Annotated in this window: 20 protein-coding genes; 6 read left to right on the top strand and 14 right to left on the bottom strand. The window is 48.3% G+C overall.

Annotated elements, in window-relative coordinates:
- Positions 1–71: 71 nt before the first annotated feature.
- The 3 genes from H6F56_RS15490 to H6F56_RS15480 all read right to left on the bottom strand — a co-directional run bounded on the left by H6F56_RS15490 (position 72) and on the right by H6F56_RS15480 (position 2,957).
- The gene (locus tag H6F56_RS15490) at positions 72–269 is read right to left on the bottom strand and encodes an NAD(P)H dehydrogenase subunit NdhS (RefSeq protein ID WP_190669685.1); all 198 of its coding nucleotides are present in this window, start codon (positions 267–269) and stop codon (positions 72–74) included.
- Positions 270–407: 138 nt separating this feature from the next.
- On the bottom strand, positions 408–1,673 hold the full coding sequence (rodA, locus tag H6F56_RS15485) for a rod shape-determining protein RodA (protein ID WP_242032015.1): 1,266 nt from the start codon (positions 1,671–1,673) through the stop codon (positions 408–410).
- Positions 1,674–1,886: 213 nt separating this feature from the next.
- Positions 1,887–2,957 carry an Mrp/NBP35 family ATP-binding protein gene (locus H6F56_RS15480; RefSeq protein WP_190669682.1) on the bottom strand — a complete coding sequence of 357 codons (1,071 nt, stop codon included), beginning with the start codon at positions 2,955–2,957 and terminating at the stop codon, positions 1,887–1,889.
- Between the two features lie 319 nt (positions 2,958–3,276).
- Here H6F56_RS15480 and hemF point away from each other — a divergent pair, with 319 nt between their 5' ends.
- Positions 3,277–4,320: an oxygen-dependent coproporphyrinogen oxidase gene (gene hemF, locus H6F56_RS15475; RefSeq protein WP_190669680.1), complete on the top strand. Its 1,044-nt coding sequence runs from the start codon at positions 3,277–3,279 to the stop codon at positions 4,318–4,320.
- A gap of 256 nt (positions 4,321–4,576) precedes the next feature.
- Complete coding sequence (locus H6F56_RS15470; protein WP_190669678.1) at positions 4,577–4,948, top strand: STAS domain-containing protein; 372 nt, start codon at positions 4,577–4,579, stop codon at positions 4,946–4,948.
- A 151-nt stretch (positions 4,949–5,099) separates the two neighbouring features.
- Here the strand turns inward: H6F56_RS15470 and H6F56_RS15465 are convergent, their stop codons facing one another.
- Positions 5,100–5,723, bottom strand: coding sequence for a chromophore lyase CpcT/CpeT (locus H6F56_RS15465; RefSeq protein ID WP_190669676.1), 624 nt, complete (start codon positions 5,721–5,723; stop codon positions 5,100–5,102).
- 231 nt (positions 5,724–5,954) lie between these two features.
- On the opposite strand from H6F56_RS15465, the gene psb29 reads away from it, so the two are divergent.
- A complete protein-coding gene (gene psb29 / locus H6F56_RS15460; protein WP_190669674.1) occupies positions 5,955–6,674 on the top strand; it encodes a photosystem II biogenesis protein Psp29 in 720 nt (239 codons plus the stop codon).
- A gap of 107 nt (positions 6,675–6,781) precedes the next feature.
- On the top strand, positions 6,782–7,168 hold the full coding sequence (locus H6F56_RS15455; protein WP_190669673.1) for a VOC family protein: 387 nt from the start codon (positions 6,782–6,784) through the stop codon (positions 7,166–7,168).
- A 15-nt stretch (positions 7,169–7,183) separates the two neighbouring features.
- Here the strand turns inward: H6F56_RS15455 and H6F56_RS15450 are convergent, their stop codons facing one another.
- The 3 genes from H6F56_RS15450 to H6F56_RS15440 form a co-directional block, all read right to left on the bottom strand.
- Positions 7,184–7,717: a GAF domain-containing protein gene (locus tag H6F56_RS15450; RefSeq protein ID WP_190669671.1), complete on the bottom strand. Its 534-nt coding sequence runs from the start codon at positions 7,715–7,717 to the stop codon at positions 7,184–7,186.
- 113 nt (positions 7,718–7,830) lie between these two features.
- Complete coding sequence (locus H6F56_RS15445; protein ID WP_190669669.1) at positions 7,831–8,127, bottom strand: hypothetical protein; 297 nt, start codon at positions 8,125–8,127, stop codon at positions 7,831–7,833.
- Between the two features lie 188 nt (positions 8,128–8,315).
- Positions 8,316–8,990: a phosphoribosyltransferase gene (locus H6F56_RS15440; protein WP_190669667.1), complete on the bottom strand. Its 675-nt coding sequence runs from the start codon at positions 8,988–8,990 to the stop codon at positions 8,316–8,318.
- A 131-nt stretch (positions 8,991–9,121) separates the two neighbouring features.
- On the opposite strand from H6F56_RS15440, the gene H6F56_RS15435 reads away from it, so the two are divergent.
- Entirely contained in the window at positions 9,122–9,829 is a 708-nt protein-coding gene (locus tag H6F56_RS15435) for a uracil-DNA glycosylase (RefSeq protein ID WP_190669665.1), read from the top strand.
- 94 nt (positions 9,830–9,923) lie between these two features.
- Here the strand turns inward: H6F56_RS15435 and H6F56_RS15430 are convergent, their stop codons facing one another.
- From H6F56_RS15430 to tyrS, 4 genes are all read right to left on the bottom strand, one after another.
- Positions 9,924–10,763, bottom strand: a complete 840-nt coding sequence (locus tag H6F56_RS15430; protein WP_190669663.1) for an exosortase-dependent surface protein XDP2 — start codon at positions 10,761–10,763, stop codon at positions 9,924–9,926.
- 532 nt (positions 10,764–11,295) lie between these two features.
- A complete protein-coding gene (locus H6F56_RS15425; RefSeq protein ID WP_190669661.1) occupies positions 11,296–11,757 on the bottom strand; it encodes a hypothetical protein in 462 nt (153 codons plus the stop codon).
- A gap of 187 nt (positions 11,758–11,944) precedes the next feature.
- On the bottom strand, positions 11,945–12,667 hold the full coding sequence (gene pyrF, locus H6F56_RS15420) for an orotidine-5'-phosphate decarboxylase (RefSeq protein WP_190669934.1): 723 nt from the start codon (positions 12,665–12,667) through the stop codon (positions 11,945–11,947).
- Between the two features lie 118 nt (positions 12,668–12,785).
- The gene (gene tyrS, locus H6F56_RS15415) at positions 12,786–13,970 is read right to left on the bottom strand and encodes a tyrosine--tRNA ligase (protein ID WP_242032039.1); all 1,185 of its coding nucleotides are present in this window, start codon (positions 13,968–13,970) and stop codon (positions 12,786–12,788) included.
- A gap of 492 nt (positions 13,971–14,462) precedes the next feature.
- Here tyrS and H6F56_RS15410 point away from each other — a divergent pair, with 492 nt between their 5' ends.
- Positions 14,463–16,379 (top strand): transglycosylase domain-containing protein, encoded by a 1,917-nt coding sequence (locus H6F56_RS15410; RefSeq protein WP_190669659.1) that lies wholly within the window; start codon positions 14,463–14,465, stop codon positions 16,377–16,379.
- A gap of 103 nt (positions 16,380–16,482) precedes the next feature.
- On the opposite strand, the gene H6F56_RS15405 is transcribed toward H6F56_RS15410, so the two are convergent.
- From H6F56_RS15405 to H6F56_RS15395, 3 genes are all read right to left on the bottom strand, one after another.
- Positions 16,483–16,806 carry a DUF1825 family protein gene (locus H6F56_RS15405; RefSeq protein WP_190669657.1) on the bottom strand — a complete coding sequence of 108 codons (324 nt, stop codon included), beginning with the start codon at positions 16,804–16,806 and terminating at the stop codon, positions 16,483–16,485.
- A 257-nt stretch (positions 16,807–17,063) separates the two neighbouring features.
- Complete coding sequence (gene lepB, locus H6F56_RS15400; protein WP_190669656.1) at positions 17,064–17,636, bottom strand: signal peptidase I; 573 nt, start codon at positions 17,634–17,636, stop codon at positions 17,064–17,066.
- Positions 17,637–17,875: 239 nt separating this feature from the next.
- A complete protein-coding gene (locus H6F56_RS15395; protein WP_190669930.1) occupies positions 17,876–20,350 on the bottom strand; it encodes an ATP-dependent Clp protease ATP-binding subunit in 2,475 nt (824 codons plus the stop codon).
- Between the last annotated feature and the right edge of the window lie 159 nt (positions 20,351–20,509).

Here is a 20,509-nt window from a genome sequence, read left to right as displayed (position 1 = left end):
TAATGGGTAATCGATACTAGGAATGGCAAACCGTTTAGTCGATTCTCCATTCCTAGTATTTTTTCCCTTCGCTATTTTGCTTTCTGGCGGCCTGCTGTGGCGTCTACCAATTCCAATTCTGAAAGTCGGAAGGTTACTAATTTATCCCAGTTACCTCCCTCAAACAGCACAGCTGCCTTGCCATCACTCACTCGTTGGACTTGTCCTTGAAAAGCGTAATAAATATCGTTGGCATTCTTCACGCGCACTGCTGAACCGGGCAGAATCATAATCGCACAGAAGTAGATTTTCCTCTATTAGCTTACTAGGAATTCGCGGTTATTCGTCTGCTCGTCCTGTGTGTTCGGTGATTTGTCTGATCGTTATCAACGACCGACGCTCGGACAGATTGACAGTCTCACAAACCGCTAAAACCTCAGCCGCTGCCGGTAATTGGCCACAGATTCTACTAGACCCAGCGCCATAAAGTTCGTCAGTAATGCTGATCGACCATAACTGACCCAGGGCAGGGGAATGCCGGTAACGGGTGCTAGGCCAATCGTCATGCCAATATTGACGATCACCTGAAACACCAACATCGACAGCACGCCAATTGCTAATAATGAGCCAAAGTTGTCTTTAGCATTTTGGGCGATCATCACCAAGCGCAGGCAAATCACCCAGAATACGAGCAACACAGCGATGCAGCCCACAAACCCAAGTTCTTCACCGATGGCTGAGAAAATAAAATCTGTATGTTGTTCGGGGATGAAATTAAGTTGGGTTTGTGTTCCCCGGTAAAGTCCCCGCCCCCAAAATTCGCCGGCACCGATGGCGATGCGAGATTGGATCAGGTGGTAGCCGCCGCCCAAAGGGTCTTTATCCGGATCGAGAAATAGAATCAATCGAGCTTTTTGGTAATCTTTGAGCAATCCCCATAAGATGTGCCCTAGCTGACCGGCCACCATATTGCTGATCATCGCACCTAAGGAACCAAACAGTGGCCACGGTAGAGTTAGCCACCCGATCACGCCCATTGCACTAACCCAAATCAACCAAGGGACACTCTTCCACAAGGCATAACCGACAGATGCTCCCCAATCTGACCACTCCGGTACACAAACACTGAAGATAATTGCAGAAAAAATCGGGGATACCATCAGCAACAACCATCCCGGATTTGCATTTGCCCAGTAAAGCATTCCTAGGGTAATCGCTCCAAATACCAGGGATGTTCCTAAATCCGGCTGTATAAACACCAATAGCCAAGGCACACCAGCAATCGCCAAAGTTTTCAAAACAGAGGGAATGGTTGAGGCGGTTCGAGTGTGCAGCAGAGATGCCAAGGTGATAATCATGCCTAGCTTGGCAAACTCTGAAGGTTGAATATTAAAACCGGCAATTGTGATCCAGCGCTGCGCCCCTAGGGCGGTGGTGCCGATAAACATCACGGCCAACAGCGATATATTGGTGATGGCATAGATCCCCCATTGCCACTGAATCAAAATTTCGTAGGGCCAGCGCGCCACGATGAAGGCTAGGAGCAAACCAATACCGCCGACAAGCCAGTGCTGCCACCAATCTGTCCATCCCAGGTTGAGTTCAGTGCTGCGGATCATAATCCCGGCAAATACGGTCAGACCAACAGGCAGAGCGAACAACAGCCAGTCAACCTGGTGCCAGGGCGCGAGCATTGACTTCCAGCGAAATATAAAGAATTTCCGAAACATTTTTTAGGGATGAGAAGTGAGGTTTAAGAAGTGGGTCGGGGCAAAAGAGACGCACGAATTGACAAATAATAGACGATATGCTAGTTACCGTCTAGTGCGCCTTTTTGCTTTTTGCATTTTTTCTTCTCACTTTTCTTACTGCCTTGAGCCTGCACACTCCGCACAACTCGCCGGCTCCTATGCTAAAGCTGCTACAGAAACTTTACCGGCAATTCTTTCAGCAATGGCTCGCAAAGCCTTGGCCGAGGCAGAATCCGGCTCAGCTATGACCACTGGGATGCCGGCATCGCCACCTTCTCGCAGGGTAATTTCTAGAGGCACACAGCCTAGCAGGGGCACTCCTAGTTCTTGAGAAGTCTTCTCGCCGCCGCCAGAGCCAAAGATGTCATACTGCCGATCAGGCATATCAGGTGGGATGAAATAGCTCATGTTTTCCACAATTCCCAGCACCGGCACGCCCATCTGTTGGAACATCTTCAAGCCTTTGCGCGAATCTAACAACGCCACATTTTGCGGAGTCGTGACAATCACAACCCCCGCCATCGGTACGGCTTGCGTTAAGGTTAATTGGGCGTCGCCGGTGCCGGGGGGCATATCCACAATTAGATAGTCCAACTCTCCCCACTGCACTTGATAGAGAAACTGGCGAATGATGCCGTTGAGCATCGGGCCACGCCAAATCACCGGCTGGTCTTTGTCAATTAAAAAGCCCATGGAAACCAGCTTGACGCCGTAATTAAAGGCCGGTTCGAGGATTTCCCCTTTTCCATCATTGCGAACCGTGACTTTGGCATCCGCGAGTCCTAACATGGTCGGAGCATTTGGGCCATAGATGTCAGCATCAATCAGACCGACTTTGGCACCGGCTTGGGCTAACGCCACTGCCACATTCACCGCTACGGTACTCTTGCCAACGCCGCCCTTGCCGCTAGAAATGGCCAAAATATTTTTTACGCCGGCAATTCCCTGCCGATCAGGCACTCCTTTCTGCTGGGGAGTTTCAGCCGTGACATCTACCACCACATCCTGAACGCCCGGTAACTGCTTAACTGCCTTTTGGCAGTCCTCCACAATAAATTCTCGCAACGGACAAGCCGGTGTCGTCAGCACCAAAGTAAAACTGACTTTGCCACCGTCGATCTTGACATTGCGAATCATGTTTAATTCCACCAAACTCTTGCGGAGTTCGGGGTCTTGCACAGGTCGTAAGACTTCTAAAACCGCACTCGAATCAAGCATCTCGGACATTGTGTTCTCCACCCTCGCTGTGAAATCGGGCACATTGGTTGGCTCTCTTAATGGATCTTAACCTTAGTGTCCACTTCTTTTAGGTTGAGTTTTGCAGCTTGTAGTAGGCTTGAAAATGGTAATTAGTCAGGATCGCCTTTCTTCTAAGTAGCTAGGGAGTGTTCAGGCACAGGCTACGCGGTCGCTCACAAAGGCACTTTCACGATTTACCATTGAGCAGCTTGATTGCTTGCGTGAGCGAGCTAAACAGTCTAACGATTGAGATGATTGGCCGCTCTCACTATCTTGAATTCGCGAAACGACATTAGCATTGAAATTTATGACTGCTTTTTCCCCCTCCGAGGCTACCGCATCCCAATTTTTGCCCCCTGCTGATTCCCAATCCCGAATCAGCCAGTTTATGAAACAGCTACAAGATGAAATCTGTCAGGGTTTGGAACAGGTGGATGGCACCGGCACGTTTCAAGAGGATTCGTGGGAACGCCCAGAAGGCGGCGGCGGTCGTTCTCGCGTTATGCGCGAGGGGGCAGTTTTTGAACAGGGCGGTGTTAATTTTTCTGAAGTTTGGGGTTCTCATCTGCCGCCTTCGATTTTGGCGCAACGCCCAGAGGCAGCCGGTCACCCGTTCTACGCCACCGGCACCTCAATGGTTTTGCATCCGCGCAGTCCCTACATCCCGACCGTACACCTCAACTATCGCTACTTTGAGGCTGGCCCGGTGTGGTGGTTTGGCGGTGGGGCAGATTTGACGCCCTACTATCCTTTTGCAGAAGATGCAGCCCATTTCCACAACACGTTTAAGCAAGCTTGCGACGCGCATCACGGGGAGTATTACCCGGTGTTTAAGCGCTGGTGTGATGAATATTTCTATTTAAAGCATCGGCAGGAAATGCGGGGCGTTGGCGGCATCTTTTTTGACTACCAAGATGGCCAAGGACATCTGTATCGTGGCCCTGATGCGAATGGCCCAGCAGCCGAGTACAGCAATCACATCGGGATGCCGACTCAACGCAGTTGGGAAGACTTGTTTGGTTTTGTGCAATCTTGTGGTCGGGCCTTTTTACCTGCTTATACGCCGATTGTGGAACGGCGGCGGTCGAAGGAATATGGAGATCGCGAACGCAATTTCCAGCTGTATCGACGGGGACGATATGTTGAATTTAACCTCGTCTACGACCGGGGCACTATCTTTGGCTTACAAACCAATGGACGCACCGAATCAATTCTCATGTCTTTGCCGCCTTTGGTGCGTTGGGAATATGGCTATCAACCCGAACCTAAGACTCCGGAAGCCGAACTCTATGAAATTTTCTTAAAGCCGCAAGACTGGGCGAACTGGACGCCAGATGCTTTGAATAGTTAGAGAATTTATGAGCTGGGCGATTTACCGCCCAGTCGCGTTTCTTTTCCTAACTATTTGTTGCCGGTCGAAAATAAGCTAAGCTACAACAGAAGCCATTGCAGATAAACTTTAGGGTTAGCATTGGCGATTAAGCTCGAACAAAAGCCAAGACAAGCTTTAATTAAGGCGGATTCTGTCTCCCGTTAAAACGTTTGAGCACGAATACCGATCTTTGTCAAGATCGACCCGACAATCTATAGTTTCGAGGGGAAGGGCCGTGATTCATATAGAGCAAAAAACACACACGACCCAGGACGGCACAACAGTCATTGTCTTGGCACCCACAGGGCGCTTAGACATCACGACGGCCTGGCAATTCCGTTTAAAGTTGCAAGAGTGTATTTCAAAACTCAGCCGCCATATAGTTGTGAATTTGGGTCAAGTAAATTTCATTGATAGTTCTGGTTTAACCTCACTGGTGGCCGGTATGCGCGATGCCGACAAAGTCAAAGGCAGTTTCCGGATTTGTAATGTCCATCCAGAGGCCAAACTGGTATTTGAAGTCACCATGATGGATTCTGTCTTTGAAATTTTTGAAACGGAAGAAGACGCACTGGAAGGAGTGCCTCGTAATTCCGTAGCGAGTTAACTCTTGACAGCTACTGAGCGACTTAACTTAACATCCGTAAATTTGTCTTCACTCGCCTGAGTGGAGCTTTTGGCTTGTGTGCCTACAGGGGTGCATTTAATTAAGTGAGCCATTCAGATGCGCCGGCAAGCCGTGAGCCGGCAACCCTTCCTTAAAGGGGTAGTTCATCTGAAAAATCTTGGGATTTAGTAAAACGAAAGGGGCCAAGAATTGCCCCCCATAAAGCCTTGCCCGTCGCTGGATCGATTCCTTTGTCGTAGGTAAGAAATTGCGTCGGTGTCGCCTCAAAACCGAGGGATACTTGGCGAGTTTCTCCTTGATAGGTAAAGCAGCAGCGGGCGTCTGCCGGCAAAGATGCGCCAAAGTGATAACCACCGGCAGCAAGAGACTGTTGCGTGACAGTTAGCGTGCAGCCAGGAAGAAATTCAAGTTCTGCCGGGGTCAGCCGGCTCAATAAATCCCGGTTGCGACCGCACCCTTGAAAAGCAGTACGGTCTTTGAGCATATAGTACCGCACCTGTAGTTGGGTCTGGGAACCGCTCCCCACAGACTGCAACTCCATCACACGCTGGCGATAGGGCTGATCCAAGCTCACAATATTCGCTTGTTCTGCAAATAAAGTAATACTATCTTCGGAAAATAAGTTCGCCGGCACCGGCCGCTGCCACAGGCGCAGGTGGACATACCAAGCCGGTTCCGCAAATGCTTGAGCTTGATTGTCAAATTCACCAGCAAGATAACGCGCCAGGGCGGTAAGTTCGGGAGAGAATGTCATAGGCGGGATGAAATTACCGAACATCGCATGGCAGCCATTAGCCACCATTCAGCACGAATTATACCAAGGCGAATGTAATAGCAATATTGCATTCAATCATTTGTTCTGGCTGCCATATTGCCCTACAACCACCAGCAATAAGGGATCGGCATCCCACATTGGTACAGCCTGCCTTGGCAAACGTGTCACAAGCGCGAGACAATAAAGTTAAGTTGCCCTTTAAGTTTGTCTGTGAATAACGTTCGCACTGTTTCAGATACCAAGCGATCTTTCTACAATCTTCACACCCGTCCGATCAACTCAATTTATCGGCGGGTGGTTGAAGAACTCATGGTGGAAATGCATTTGCTTTCCGTCAATGTAGACTTTCGCTATGATCCCATCTACGCCCTAGGCGTTGTTTCCTCCTTTGAGCGGTTCATGCAAGGGTACATACCCGAACAAGACAAACCCTCCATTTTTAATGCGATCTGTCAAGCCTTAGAAGACGATCCGCAGAGATATCAACACGACGGCCAGCGCTTACAGGAATTCGTTTCTCGGCTGTCGCCAAGCGAATTAGTGGCTTGGCTGAGCCAATCCTCGCTGCCGGCAGAAGCAGGTGACTTACAAGAGCATCTGCTAGGGATTGCCCACAATTCCCACTTTAAGTACAGCCGTCTATTTGCCATTGGGTTATTCACCCTCCTAGAACTGGCTAGCCCAGATCTAGTCAAAGACGACAAACAGCGGGTTGAGGCACAGCAAAAAATCTGTGAAGCCCTCCATCTGCCGGCAGACAAATTACAGAAAGACTTAGAACTGTACCGCAGTAATTTGGAAAAAATGGCCCAGGCACGGATTGTCCTCGCGGATGTCCTTAGCGCCGATCGGAAAAAACGGGAGCAGCGCGCTCAAGCTAAAAGCACCGTAGAGGCTCCCTCTAATGGTTCTAGCGAGTTTAAACTTTAAAAGTTAGATTGTTTTTGTACTTTGTTATTTGTCCGTCACAAAGGCAAATGACAAAGCACAAAGGACAATTTAGACACGCAATTTCTCAGCGAAATCCGCATTAGCCGATGGGTTTTCAATGTCAGGGTGCGCTTGTCACCCTCGCCGCTCCTAATTCAGAAAAGTTGGTGCAATTTTACCGGCAATTACTCGCTCAAGCACCAGACCCCTATATTCCGAATGTCTATGGCGAGTTTCAACTTCCCGGATTGCGATTGGGGATTTTTCAACCAAAAGAATCCCACTTGTCAGAATTTGTCAATACTTCTAAAGGCTGCTTGAGTTTGTGTCTAGAAGTTAATGACTTAGAATCGGCAATTTCTCATTTGTCCGCTTTGGGATATCCGCCGGCAGGTGATATTTTAACGGCTTCCCACGGCAGAGAAATCTACGCGTACGATCCTATTGGAAATCGTTTAATTCTTCACGAATCTGGAAAATCTTCACCTATTTAAAATACGTTTTCTGGCTCAAATTTTCACCGCCTTCATATAAGCAACAGCCAGCGGTGTAATCTTTTCGGTTACATGGGAAATCACAAATCGGTCAAAATCATTCCAGATTCTTGGCTGATTAAATACACAAGGTTGTAAAATTCCCCACAACTGATTGTCAAAGCATAAGTGAGCATGAATTAACGCTTTGTGTCCAAAGGTTTTGTGTTCAAAAGCTTTATTAACAATTTTTGGATTTGCGGTTTCCACATCCTCAACAAAAATTGACGGTTCGGTTCGCAACGCTGCTGCAAACAGCGGATCTTCTTTGGCTAAAGATTCGGGTTCGGGTTTCCAATCAGCATCGAAGATTTCTGGAAATTCTGGAGTGCGGCACCAGCAGTAAGAAACTTTGCCAAGACGTGTATGGGGATCGCGCAGATAAAGAAAGCAACGATCACTTTGCAAGACTTCGCCTAAAGCCGGCATTAAAGCGGAAAAAACGGCCTCCGGTTCGGAGTTATTTTCTAAAATCTTTAAAAGAACTGCCGGTAGAGTTTGATCAAGCATGAGTGGTATAAAAAAACTTTTTAAATTTGCAATTTAGTTTTACACAAATTTCGTCGCCTACGTGCAACATTTCAATGACAAGCCCTATTCAGCAAAAGTGAAGGGCTAGGTAATTACAAGTGGCCGGCTAAGTCAGCAATACTATACAGGCTCATAATTAACAAGAGAAGTGCTGTCCATTGAACTACTTGGGGATAGGTGGAAGGCGTAACTGTCTGCCTAATTAAAATTGAAACAGATGAGCCGGCTACATAGCTCAAACTCAACACCAGGAATGGCCAGCTATCAGTCAGACCCCAGAACAAAAGTAGAGCCATTGCCAACATTAACATCACCATCTCAACAAACCGAGGTGGATTTTGTTGGCTCGATAAAATTAAAGTCTGACACCAAAATTGCCACAGTCTCATTGATCAATTATCAGCTAACAGCATTGAAAAATTGGGTAATCTGGAAAGCCCGCCAGACAAACCACTTTTTTAGTCATCATTCTAGCTTCCTTATGGGAGCCTCCCAATTATGGAGGGACAAAGCATTTAGGTAATCAATCTTTAGTACGATTTATCACTGATTGCAGCAAACGCTTTGCCCTTAACGTTTATGGATCTGACAGCCAAGCGTGGTGCTGTTGCAGGCAGATCAAGGCTTCTGCCATTTCAACTTGGGGAAACTCGACGTAAAATCGGCTGACACTCAGAAACGGCTGAGGTGTAGCCAGTAAGATGACGTGATCTCCCCATTCATGCAGAGATTCCAGTAAATCTGGTGGCGCTACCGGCGCACAGATCCAAATCGCTGCCGGCTGCTGTGCTCTCAAAGCTTGAGCTGCTGTTGCCATCGTCATGCCGGTGGCAATGCCGTCGTCAACTAAAATTGCAATTGCCCCCTGAGCACTCACCCCAGGCTGTGCAGGGGCGAGATCGGCCAGCTGATCTTGGGCTTTTGTTTGAGCCTGAAGCAGCGCAGTTTCTCGCAGCTTAAAGTCTAGCCGGCGGATGCCACGTTGGGCCGACCAAAGTACATGGCCATCTGCTGTGACAGCCCCGATGGCCAGTTCTGGATTTTCTGGCAGGGTAATTTTTTTGGCCAAAATAACATCTAACGGGCACTTGAGGAGACGCGCTATCGGCGCAGCCACCGGCAACCCGCCTCTCGGTAGGGCGTAAACAATCGTTTTAGACCCTATTTCAGCACGATTAAATTCAGAAACAACCAGCTGCGCCAGCTTTTCGCCGGCATCAACACGATCGCAAAACAATGGGGAAGGTGACATTGATCCCTCCAGCCACACGGTAACTCTTGCCTCTATATTCGCTGATTTTCGCCCTGCACTTCGACCGGCAGATGCTCTAGCATCCTAATTCATCTAAAATTTAGAGTCTAAAAGTAAAATTCTCCAGCGCTATGTCCAACGAAGACCAGCTCAACCTGTTCGATCTATCACGCGATGGCGAAGCCGGTGCGTCTGGGTTTTTCCAGCAAGACTTAATTCCCACAAGCGCCAAAATCCCCATTTCTCCAGGCACTTATCAAACAATGGCACCCCTGGCGAAACACTGCAATGAGTGTTATCGCTGCGATTTAGGAAAGACTCGTACCCATGCAGTCGTTGGACGTGGCAATTTGCAAGCGCCGATTATGATTATCGGAGAAGCACCAGGGCAAAACGAAGACGAAACCGGCTTGCCTTTTGTGGGAAAATCCGGTCAATTGTTAGATAAAATACTTGCCTCTGTGGGCTTAGAGACAGAACGAGATATTTATATTTGCAATATGGTAAAATGCCGGCCTCCGGATAACCGTGTCCCTACGCCGGCAGAAATTGCTGCGTGCAAACCTTACCTGCTCGAACAAATTCGCCTAGTTAACCCAAAAATTATTCTGCTCACCGGCGCAACTGCTGTCAAAGGAGTAACCGGCGATAAGCGAGGAATTACCAAAATTCGCGGCACATGGATCGAATGGGAGTCGCGACTGTGTATGCCTATTTTTCACCCGGCTTATCTGCTGCGAAATCCTGCGCGTGAACAAGGCAGTCCCAAATGGCTGATGTGGCAAGATATCCAAGCAGTGCGTGCCAAGTTGGATGAAATCCACAATTCATCCGTTTAGATTTTCTTGTTGCCGGCACTCTTTTGGCATTTTCTGCTATTTAGTGCCTTCCAAACCCCCAATCCCCAAATCCTCCCCGCCTCATGCCCATCAATTAGCTGTGCTTACTCACCTGACGCCGACGAGAAATCAGCATCATCCCGGCAACCGCACCTAAACCAACCATAGAAGCCGGTTCAGGAACTTGTCTAGCGACTAATTTAAAATCCGGCCCATTATAACTGCTATCTGCTGTCACCCGAATCCCATTCAAAGAAGTCACCCCAAGCTGCTGCAAGCTTAGCCCCCAACTTCCGACAATATGAGCTGCATTAATTTCTAATGTATCAATGCTATAGTCTGCCAGCGTTTGATCTGCCCGATTGAGCTTGACAAAATTCCCGATCAACTTGCCCGATGCATCAATCGCCTGAACACCTAAATCGCTATTCCTTCCTCTTTCCCAGAAAAACAGGTTATCCAACCCCGATTTATCCGCACGAACAGTTTTATTAAAGAACAGGTTCATACTAATCGCACCTTGTTCCTCAGTATCAATAATATTGTTGAGATTGAGGTTTCCTAAGTAAGCTGCAATTTCTGCGCCGGTTGGATCATTTAGTCCAGATGTCGGCATCAGCGCACTCGCTTTATCACCTTTATCTGTGCTTGCTCCACCCGTGTTATTGTTGGTGCCGGCTGTTTCTGGGTTGCTCGTATCGCCTGATTGCTTATTTGTGATCGGTGTATTCAAAAGAATTTTTGCATTGTTAACCAGTAAAAACCGATCAATCGTAGCTTGATTTTGTGTAATAGAATTTAGCCAAATATTACCTTCTGCTCCATCAACTGCCGTAAAGTTCGTTGTAAAACTTGCCGCTTGAGCAGTCGTGCAAGCAGCAACAACTAAACCTATCGCTAAGTAAATACCTTTTAATGTGGAATGAAAGTTCATATAAGTTCCCCCCTACATAATTGCTGTTGCAGCCGGTGTGTAAATAGATCAAAGCCATATTTGGGAGGTGTCCCGTTCCTAAGCAATTCCTTAAATCTCTAATACCCGACTCAAGCCTTCGCCTATATCTGTAAAATATATCTCGCTGATTTACACACGACTATCCTAGTCCCCGACACGCTTGCTCTACCAGGGTTTACAGGGATTTTTACTCAATCTTTAAAATCAGCAGGAGTATTCCATAAGTATGATGAAGTTCTGGATGAACCCCTCTAAAAAATAATGCATACCATAGAGTTTTTCCAATGGTTAAGATTTAAATTATAATTTAAGGTATAATATGAGTAAGTAATTACAATTAAAAATTGACTTCTTTTGTAAAAGCTCTCTTCACAATCCTTTATCAAACCGAATTCGAGTAAAAATAGGGTTTTTTAGTTACGGGCCGGCATAAAGTTAGGAAGATCTGTCGTTCTTTTTCCCCCTTGCCCGCTTGCCCCCGCTTACTCGCGCGATTAGCCGCTACAATCAGTTATCGGATGACACCGGCACGGCAGTCCCGCAACCAAGTATTAACAGCCTGAGCAATAACGCCGGTACTGCTATCTCGTGGCGGTAGGGGCGGTTTTCCTGCCGGATAAGTACCCAGTCGGGAAAACATCATCGCCAAGCGCCAACCACTCGCAGTTCTTGTCAAAAACAGCCAGTGATAATGCTGTAATTCCACCAACGTGCCGGTGGCATAATTCCGCTCAAGGGTACTAATAAAAACTTGGCGGGGTTCATCAGAAGATTGCTCTACCGGCTCACCCATATCTGAGGAAGCGCTTTTAGGAGAACGTCCGGGGCCAAGCGGTAAAGGTTCATACTCTGGAATTCCCGCTATAATCACATAACTCAGCCCCTCTGTCACTCCCACGCTGCGAGATCGCTGAATCACGCGATTTGCATAACTCGGTAAATCTATCAACATTTGCTCAACTAGTGGTTCCAACTCAGTTGGGCAAACAAGATTGGAATTTGCAGACGGAGTTTGTGGCTTTTTGCTGATGAATTCGGCGGCAAAGGTTGATTGGAGATTACAAGTAAACAGTAAACAATAAAAAGGCAAAAGAAAGGACATCTTTCTCTTCCCTTTAGCATTTTGCTTTCTAGCAATTATCTTTTCCACCGGCAGCCGGTTACACAATCGCCGAAATTTCTTCACAAATTCGCTCAAAAGCAGCAGCCGGATCAACAGAGGCAGTAATCGGACGCCCGATCACGAGATAATCGGCACCGGCAGCCACAGCATCCTTTGGCGTCATTGATCGCCGCTGATCGCCCGCCTCTGCCCAAACAGGACGAACCCCCGGACAAACTAATAGAAAATCATCCCCACAAACTTGCCTGAGATTTTCCACTTCTTGGGGTGAGCAAACCGCGCCGGCTAGACCACTTTCTTGGGCTAAAATCGCCATCTGCAAAGCATACTCTGGCAATTCCAAAGGCACTTTTAAATCGAACGCCAAATCCCGCGACGACAGACTCGTTAGCAGAGTAATTGCAATGACATTAGCCGGTTGCTGCCCCGTTGCAGCGGCACCTTCCTCTACAGCCGCTTGCGCCGCCTTTAGCGCCTGACGACCGGCACTGGCGTGAACTGTCAGTAAATCCACCCCATAACTCCCTGCCGCCCGACAAGCACCGGCAACTGTATTTGGGATGTCGTGAAACTTTAAATCAAGAAAAATCCGCTTTTGTCGGTCTTTTAACTTAGACAAAATACTAGGGCCGGCGCTGACAAAAAGCTCTAGCCCAACTTTCCAAAAAGATACTAAAGGCAGCGAGTCAACCAGCGCTATCGCCGCCTCCTCTGCCGGCACATCTAACGGAACAATAATACGGTCTGATACTGATACCATTTGACTTTTTACTGCTACATTTCGGGCTTGGGGCATGGCTGCAACTGTAGAGCTTATGGATAAGACCAATGCCCCTACCTTTAGGTTGGCGAAGCCTTGCGCTATGCCCTATGCCCGATTACGGAACTAACCGCACAAACTTCTTTTTCCCAACTTGCAAAACCTTACCATACAGCTCAGCCTGCTGCTCGAAGGCCCGGTCAATATCTTCAACGCGCTCACCATCCAGCCGTACAGCCCCCCCTTGAATCTGCCGGCGGGCATCGTTACCCGTTGGGCACAGCCCACTGGCACTGAGGATATAAAACAGTTTTGCCGGAAACTGCACCGACCCTAACGAGAATTCCGGGACAGCATCAGCCTGCTTGGCATCTCCTTGAACTAAGGTTAGCGCTGCTTGCTGAGCTTGCTGGGCGGCTTCTGCGCCGTGATACTGAGTGACAATATCCAAGGCGAGAAGTTTTTGGCGTTCGCGGGGATTTTCTGGTAACTCATTAAGCGGTAAATTTGTTAATAACTCAAAATATGGCTCGATCTGCCGATCAGGAATTTTTTCGAGCTTAGAATACATGGTCAAGGGGTCTTCGGATAAGGCCACATAGTTGCCGAGGGACTTGGACATTTTTTGAACGCCATCAGTTCCCAACAAAATCGGCATTAGCAAGCCAAATTGAGGCTTTTGGCCAAAATGTCGTTGCAGGTCTCGCCCCACCGCAATATTAAATTTTTGGTCACTTCCTCCCAGTTCTACGTCAGCTTCCACAGCCACGGAATCATAGCCTTGCATTAAGGGGTAGAGAAATTCATGGATGTAAATCGGGTTTTCTTTCTCGTAGCGTTCAGCAAATCCTTCTTTGGCCAGCATTTGGCCAACAGTCATGGTGGCTAGCAAATCCATCGTTTGGGCCAGCTCCAGCTTAGACAACCATTCTGAGTTATAACGAATTTCTAAGCGGCCTGGTGTTTCAAAATCCAGAATTGGCCGCACTTGGCTGAGATAAGTTTGGGCATTTTGGTGGACTTGCTCAACACTGAGTTGCTGACGCACTTCCGATTTGCCGGTCGGATCGCCAATTCTAGCGGTAAAATCTCCTATTATTAGCACCGCAGTGTGACCGGCATCTTGGAAAGCTCGAAGCTTACGCATCGGAATACTGTGACCCAGATGAATATCAGCGCCGGTGGCGTCAATCCCGAACTTCACCCGCAAAGGCTGGGAACCGCTAAGCCGGCGTATCAGATTTTCGTCAGAATTCTCAGAATTTGGCGCATCGGGAAAAATTTCGCTCACACCCCGCCGCAGCCAGGAAACGTCTTGAGTCGCCCCCCCCTCACTCCCCCCACTTTGGGGAGATGAGTGAGCGCTAAGCACTTCGCTGTGCGGTTTGTCTGAAGGCTGAGTTTGCAAATCCACAACTTGATTGGTTACACTCACTGAAATAAAAATCCTTTGGATATAGCAGTTATTAGGGAACAGAACGAGTTTTCCCCCAGCTCCCTAACCTTTAAAAAGTCCAACAGCCAGATTACTATATGCAAAAGTTGCAGAAATATCCATGCTGGCCTGGAAAACTTTGGAGTGTGTCTTGACGCACTTTTCAATTTATAGAGTAAGGTTAATCTGCACCCTTTTCTGTCCTGATGGCTCTAGTGGCAGTGGTGAAATTACTACAACAGGGGGAAGCCTGGTTTGACTGCCGGTAGGGAGTGCAACTCAAACTAAAATCTCTGGAGAACATCTCGCCCACACAAGCTTTTCAGATTAAGCCTTTTTCGTTGAGGACGTGAAATCGCCGTGTCAACTAACACAATTAGACAAGAACAACCGAAAAACCCAGCACCAGTATTTGATTTTGTTCAGGGTGTCAGCAAAGTAACAGCAGGAACCCTGCTTGGTATTACAATGCTGGCCAGTTCCGTGGTAGCCGGGGGACTGGTTGGCTTGGCGATCAGCTTCCGGAACCTGCCAGATGTGAGAGTTTTACGCAACTATACGCCCACGGAAACCACTCACATCTACGATATTAATGGCACCCAGCTGACCAGTATCCATGATGAAGCAAATCGCGAAGTGGTGCCGCTCAACAAAATCTCTCCGGACCTCAAGCGGGCAATTTTAGCGATAGAAGATAGCCACTTCTACTCTCACCACGGTCTTAACCCAGGCGGGGTATTGCGTGCTTTTGTGAAAAACTTGGAAGAGGGTAAAACGGTTGAAGGCGGTTCAACCATCACCATGCAGCTGGTGAAAAATCTTTTCCTTTCTCCCAAACAGGCTGTCAGCCGCAAAGCCGCTGAAGCTGTGCTGGCTATCCGTCTAGAGCAAATTTTTAAGAAAGACCAAATTTTAGAACTCTACCTAAATCAGGTTTATTGGGGTCACAACTTATACGGGGTTGAAACAGCCTCCCGCAGTTATTTTAATAAATCTGCTTCTAAGTTAAATTTGGCAGAAGCGGCGATGATGGCCGGCCTAGTTCAGGCACCAGAAGATTACAGTCCTTTTGTCAGCTATCAGCGGGCCAAACAGCGTCAGGCTGTTGTCCTGAATCGGATGAAAGAGCTGAAATGGATCACGGCTGAAGAGGAAGCTGATGCCCGCAAACAACCGCTCGGAATCGGGAAGATTACCTCGTTTCCAGGTAGTAAGGTGCCTTATGTCACCCAGGCGGTGGTACAAGAGTTAACGAAGCGCTTTGGCCGGGATGCGGTTGTGAAAGGGGGGATGCGGGTTCAAACCACGATTGACCTCAAACTCCAGCGCATAGCGGAAGAAACGGTACGCACCTGGCACGACCGGCTTTACTACCAAGTTTATGCTGACCAAATGGCTTTGGTGGCAGTTGACCCCCGTACTCACTTTGTGAAGGCGATGGTGGGGGGCGTTGATTACGGGAAAAGCCAATACAACCGTGCCGTCCAAGCCCAACGCCAACCTGGATCGGCATTTAAGCCGTTTGTTTACTACACGGCTTTTGCCAGCGGCAGATATGGCCCAGAGTCCGTCGTATATGACTCGCCGGTAAGCTATCCAGATGGTTATGAGTATTATTCCCCCAGAAACTATGGCGGCGGCTACTCAGGTGCAGTCAGCATTCGTAGGGCGCTGGAAGTCTCACTTAATGTGCCGGCTGTCAAGATCGGCCAAGATGTAGGGCTAAATAAGGTGATTGAGGTTTGCCGGATTCTGGGCATTAAAAGTCCGATTGAGCCGGTGGTTTCTTTGCCCCTAGGTTCTGTGGATTTGACTCCCCTGGAAATGGCTGGTGCGTTTGCTACTTTTGCCAATAATGGCTGGCATTCGGACACCACCTTTATTGTTCAAGTAACGGACAGCAGCGGCAATGTGTTGCTAGATAATACGCCGAAGCCCAAGCTAGTCCTCGATCCGTGGGCATCGGCTTCTGTAAACAGTGCCTTGCAAGGGGTAATTTCCCAGGGAACGGCAACTTCAGCCCAAATTGGACGACCGGCAGCGGGTAAAACGGGTACGACTTCTTCTGAACGGGATATTTGGTTTGTCGGATATGTGCCGCAGCTGTCTGTTGCGGTTTGGGTAGGGAATGATGATTACACTCCCTTAGTATCAGGATCAACAGGTGGCGGATTTGTCGCGCCGGTATGGCGTGATTTTATGCAGCAAGCACTCCGAAATGAGCCGGTACAATACTTCAGACCTGCTTCCGACTTTGAGCCACCCTCCCCAAATTAAAGGTACCTGGATTGGGGATTTTAGATTTTGGATTAGAGGATATACCTTACTGCCAACAGTCGTTGGGTTCAAGCGCTTAGCCCCAATCTAAAATCTAAAATCTTTAGGTTTGCTTTTCCAGCTCGGCCTTCATCCGCTCTAAGGTAAAGTGCATCTGATCAAACATTTGCTGAGGCGTCATGCCAAATTGATTTAGCTGAGTCTTCAGCTGCTCTACTGTCATTTGAGCCATGAAGTCTTCTGACAATTCAAAGCGCTTCATAAAAATGCGATAGCGCTCCATCATAACTTCCATTTGATCGATGTAGAGCTTTTTGCCCTCTCGGTCAAATTTGCCATAGTTACCTCCCAGTTGTATGAGAGCTTGATAGTCCTCAAACAACTGCTTGGCTTCTTGCTGAACGATGTCTGAATCAAAAAATCCCATTGCTAAGTCCACCCAATTGACTTAATGACTAGGTGGGAAGTCCCGCTGTAGCTGAATTTTCCTAGTCTTATTCTAGTGCAGTGCCAGGTTTTGGTTCAACTGAGCGGGTGTGGAAAGCCCTACTTCTCAACACTCAAGCTAAATGTCTAAAGGTGAGCATATCGCACTTCTCCACTCAAAAAAAAGCAAATGTTTCATTGAGGATGTTTCTTTATAAGGTTGACCTTCACATTGCTTAAGTTTATAAACCCAACTGATTAAACTCGACCAAGCCGGCTGAAAGGCCAAAAGCGAAGCCAAGCACGGCCAATAATATTTTGTTTTGGCAGAAACCCCCAAATATGAGAGTCGTTACTGTTATTACGGTTATCTCCCATGACAAAGAATTCATTCTCAGGAACCGTTTGGGGTCCCCAGTTATAGTCCGGCGGTTGTGCAATGTAGTCTTCCTTTAAGGGAGAGTCATTCAGGTAAACTTGGCCATCTTGGATCTTAAGGATTTGACCCGGTTCACCGATCACTCGTTTAATAAAAGCTTGATCTTTGTCGTACCCATCTTTTTGCAGCGCTAGGGGTGGAGCAAAGACAATAATATCGCCAGTAGTTGGTGGCCGAAAGTGATAAGAAATTTTTTCCACGACGAGGCGATCGCCCATTAGCAGAGTTGGCACCATTGAATCTGACGGGATATAGCGCGGTTCTGCCACAAACGTGCGGATCGAAAAGGCTAAAACTAACGCAATGACTAAAATCTGAATATTTTCGCGCTGCTTGCGCCACACTCGCACCCAAAGTGGAGAAGTTTCCCAATTTTTTTCATCAAATGCCATCGAGTCCTCCCTTAAGGTTACTCCCGTTCTGTGAAGGTGTGCCTAAACTTTTTGGGCCGGCCTTTGTTGCAGACAGCACCCAGCAGCTCTGGCATTTTAGCCTGAATTGCGCTCCTATCCATCAAGCGACAAGCTGGAAGCAACCACAACCCATATAAAAAGGCGGTAGAGAAGATTCATCTCTACCGCTTTTTATTGATTCAAATCGCTAAGTGCTGAAGAAACAGCCACCGGCAATGTTACATTTCAGCGGCTTGGGGAAGCAGTTCCCGCTTTTGACCCAGCACAACCTTCACTTGACCGTCATCATCGACATCAATGGTGGCAGTGTCGCCTTCTTTGATGCGTGCTGACAGGATTTCCTCTGCCAAAACGTCTTCTAGCAGGCGCATAATCGCGCGGCGCAGGGGTCTGGCACCGTAGCTTTGGTTATAGCCTTCTTGTACCAAGCGCTCTTTAAAGCGTTCGGTCACTTCCAAGGTGATGCCTTTCTCAGTCAGGCGCTTGAATACTTCACCCAGCATGATATCGGCGATTTCCTTGATTTCGTCCATATTCAGCTGGCGGAAGACGATGATTTCATCAAGACGGTTGAGAAACTCTGGGCGGAAGTAGTTCTTAAGTTCTTCGTTAACCAGAGAGCGAATGCGGGTGTATTGAGCATCCGATTGATTCTCAGAGAACTCAAAGCCCAATCCGCCGCCGCCTTTCTCAATCACCTTAGAACCGATGTTGGAGGTCATGATCAGCAAGGTGTTCTTGAAGTCCACCGTGCGGCCTTTAGCATCAGTAAGGCGTCCGTCTTCAAGGATTTGCAATAGCATATTGAAGACATCGGGGTGAGCTTTTTCGATTTCGTCAAACAGCACCACGGTGTAAGGACGCCGGCGTACAGCTTCGGTTAGCTGGCCACCTTCGTTGTAACCAACATAGCCAGGGGGCGAACCGATCAGTTTGGAGACGGTATGACGTTCCATGTATTCCGACATATCGAGCCGAATCATGGCCTCTTCCGAACCGAAGAAGTAGGTAGCCAAGGCTTTGGTCAGCTCGGTTTTACCAACGCCGGTAGGGCCGGAGAAGATAAAGCTGGCGATGGGCCGGTTGGGGTTCTTCAAACCAACACGGGCACGGCGAATGGCACGAGAGACGGCTTTGACGGCTTCTTCCTGACCGATGAGACGCTGGTGCAGGGTGTCTTCCATGTGCAGCAGTTTCTCGGATTCGGATTCGGTGAGTTTATTCACCGGCACGCCTGTCCAACTGGCAACAATTTGGGCGATGTCTTCTTCGGTAACAACCGGCGAGGCATCTTCGCTCTTGGGAGACTCGGTCTTTTTGCTGTTAGCAATCGCGCGGATTTCTGTTTTGATTTCCATTTCGCGATCACGCAATTCGCCGGCTCGGTCAAAGTCTTGAGAGCGGACGGCATCGTCTTTCTCTTTCAGAACTTGCCGCAGTTCTTTATCAAGTTCCTTGGCCGCCGGGGGCAGTTGGGAGTTGATTAACCGCACTCTTGAACCGGCTTCATCTACTAAGTCAATCGCTTTATCGGGCAAGTAGCGATCACTAATGTAGCGATCAGAGAGCTTGGCGGCTGCTTCTAGGGCAGCGTCGGAAATCTTGAGCTTGTGGTGTTGCTCGTAGCGATCACGCAACCCGTAGAGAATTTCAATGGTTTCGTCAACGGTTGGTTCGCCCACCATCACCGGCTGGAAGCGGCGTTCTAAGGCAGCATCCCGCTCAATGTGCTTGCGGTATTCATCTAAGGTGGTTGCCCCAATGCACTGCAATTCACCTCTAGCCAATGCCGGCTTAAGAATGTTTGCGGCGTCGATGGCCCCTTCTGCGGCCCCGGCTCCGATTAGGGTATGCACCTCGTCAATTACCAGGATGACATTGCCGGCAGAGCGGATCTCATCCATGATTTTCTTGAGGCGTTCCTCAAATTCCCCACGATACTTTGTGCCGGCTACCAGCAAGCCAATGTCTAGGGTCACAACCCGCTTGTCTTCGAGAATGTCGGGAATATCGTTATTAGCAATCCTCTGAGCCAGACCTTCAGCGATGGCAGTTTTACCGACTCCGGGTTCCCCGATTAACACAGGGTTATTCTTAGTACGGCGACCAAGAATTTGAATCACCCGTTCAATTTCTTTTTGCCGGCCCACCACTGGGTCAAGTTTGCCGTCAGCGGCCATTTGGGTCAGGTTAGAACCAAACTCATCAAGTGTTGGCGTTTTGGTGCGCCCCTGAGACGCGCCTGGGGTGACTTCTGCCGTCTCTCCCAGCATTCTAATGACCTGCGTCCGGACTTTTGACAGATCCACTCCCAGGTTTTCTAGCACTCTGGCTGCTACGCCTTCCCCTTCTCGGATTAAACCTAAAAGCAGGTGTTCAGTGCCAATATAATTATGTCCGAGTTGGCGAGCTTCTTCTAGAGATAGCTCTAGAACGCGCTTGGCCCTTGGAGTAAAAGGAATTTCAACTGCGACGAAGCCGGAACCTCTGCCGATAATTTTTTCTACTTCAATTCGAGCATCTTTGAGATTGACGCCCATTGATTTAAGAACTTTGGCGGCAACACCAGTTCCTTCTCCGATCAAACCCAGAAGGATTTGTTCTGTGCCCACGAAGTTATGTCCCAGGCGACGTGCTTCCTCCTGGGCCAGCATAATCACCTTTATGGCTTTTTCTGTAAAGCGTTCAAACATGGCGTTATTCCCATCACCTGCTGCGTGCCCGTACGCTGATTTTAGCACAGGGATTTTATTCGGCTGTCACACTTGCAACATATAGGGGGATCGCAGCCGGCAAAACTGAAAAGATTGAAGGCAAATGCCCAATTTATTTTAAATTTCCTTCTTTTGGGT

Source organism: Microcoleus sp. FACHB-672, assembly GCF_014695725.1.
In the GTDB taxonomy this organism is placed as follows: domain Bacteria; phylum Cyanobacteriota; class Cyanobacteriia; order Cyanobacteriales; family Oscillatoriaceae; genus FACHB-68.
This window is presented reverse-complemented; position numbering and strand designations above follow the sequence as displayed.

Bases quoted from the DNA above. Each gene is read 5' to 3' on its own strand.
- H6F56_RS15490 (WP_190669685.1), bottom strand. From the start codon at position 269: ATGATTCTGCCCGGTTCAGCAGTGCGCGTGAAGAATGCCAACGATATT.
- rodA (WP_242032015.1), bottom strand. From the start codon at position 1,673: ATGCTCGCGCCCTGGCACCAGGTTGACTGGCTGTTGTTCGCTCTGCCT.
- H6F56_RS15480 (WP_190669682.1), bottom strand. From the start codon at position 2,957: ATGTCCGAGATGCTTGATTCGAGTGCGGTTTTAGAAGTCTTACGACCT.
- hemF (WP_190669680.1), top strand. From the start codon at position 3,277: ATGACTGCTTTTTCCCCCTCCGAGGCTACCGCATCCCAATTTTTGCCC.
- H6F56_RS15465 (WP_190669676.1), bottom strand. From the start codon at position 5,723: ATGACATTCTCTCCCGAACTTACCGCCCTGGCGCGTTATCTTGCTGGT.
- H6F56_RS15455 (WP_190669673.1), top strand. From the start codon at position 6,782: ATGGGTTTTCAATGTCAGGGTGCGCTTGTCACCCTCGCCGCTCCTAAT.
- H6F56_RS15450 (WP_190669671.1), bottom strand. From the start codon at position 7,717: ATGCTTGATCAAACTCTACCGGCAGTTCTTTTAAAGATTTTAGAAAAT.
- H6F56_RS15445 (WP_190669669.1), bottom strand. From the start codon at position 8,127: ATGAGACTGTGGCAATTTTGGTGTCAGACTTTAATTTTATCGAGCCAA.
- H6F56_RS15440 (WP_190669667.1), bottom strand. From the start codon at position 8,990: ATGTCACCTTCCCCATTGTTTTGCGATCGTGTTGATGCCGGCGAAAAG.
- H6F56_RS15435 (WP_190669665.1), top strand. From the start codon at position 9,122: ATGTCCAACGAAGACCAGCTCAACCTGTTCGATCTATCACGCGATGGC.
- H6F56_RS15430 (WP_190669663.1), bottom strand. From the start codon at position 10,763: ATGAACTTTCATTCCACATTAAAAGGTATTTACTTAGCGATAGGTTTA.
- pyrF (WP_190669934.1), bottom strand. From the start codon at position 12,667: ATGGTATCAGTATCAGACCGTATTATTGTTCCGTTAGATGTGCCGGCA.
- H6F56_RS15405 (WP_190669657.1), bottom strand. From the start codon at position 16,806: ATGGGATTTTTTGATTCAGACATCGTTCAGCAAGAAGCCAAGCAGTTG.
- lepB (WP_190669656.1), bottom strand. From the start codon at position 17,636: ATGGCATTTGATGAAAAAAATTGGGAAACTTCTCCACTTTGGGTGCGA.
- H6F56_RS15395 (WP_190669930.1), bottom strand. From the start codon at position 20,350: ATGTTTGAACGCTTTACAGAAAAAGCCATAAAGGTGATTATGCTGGCC.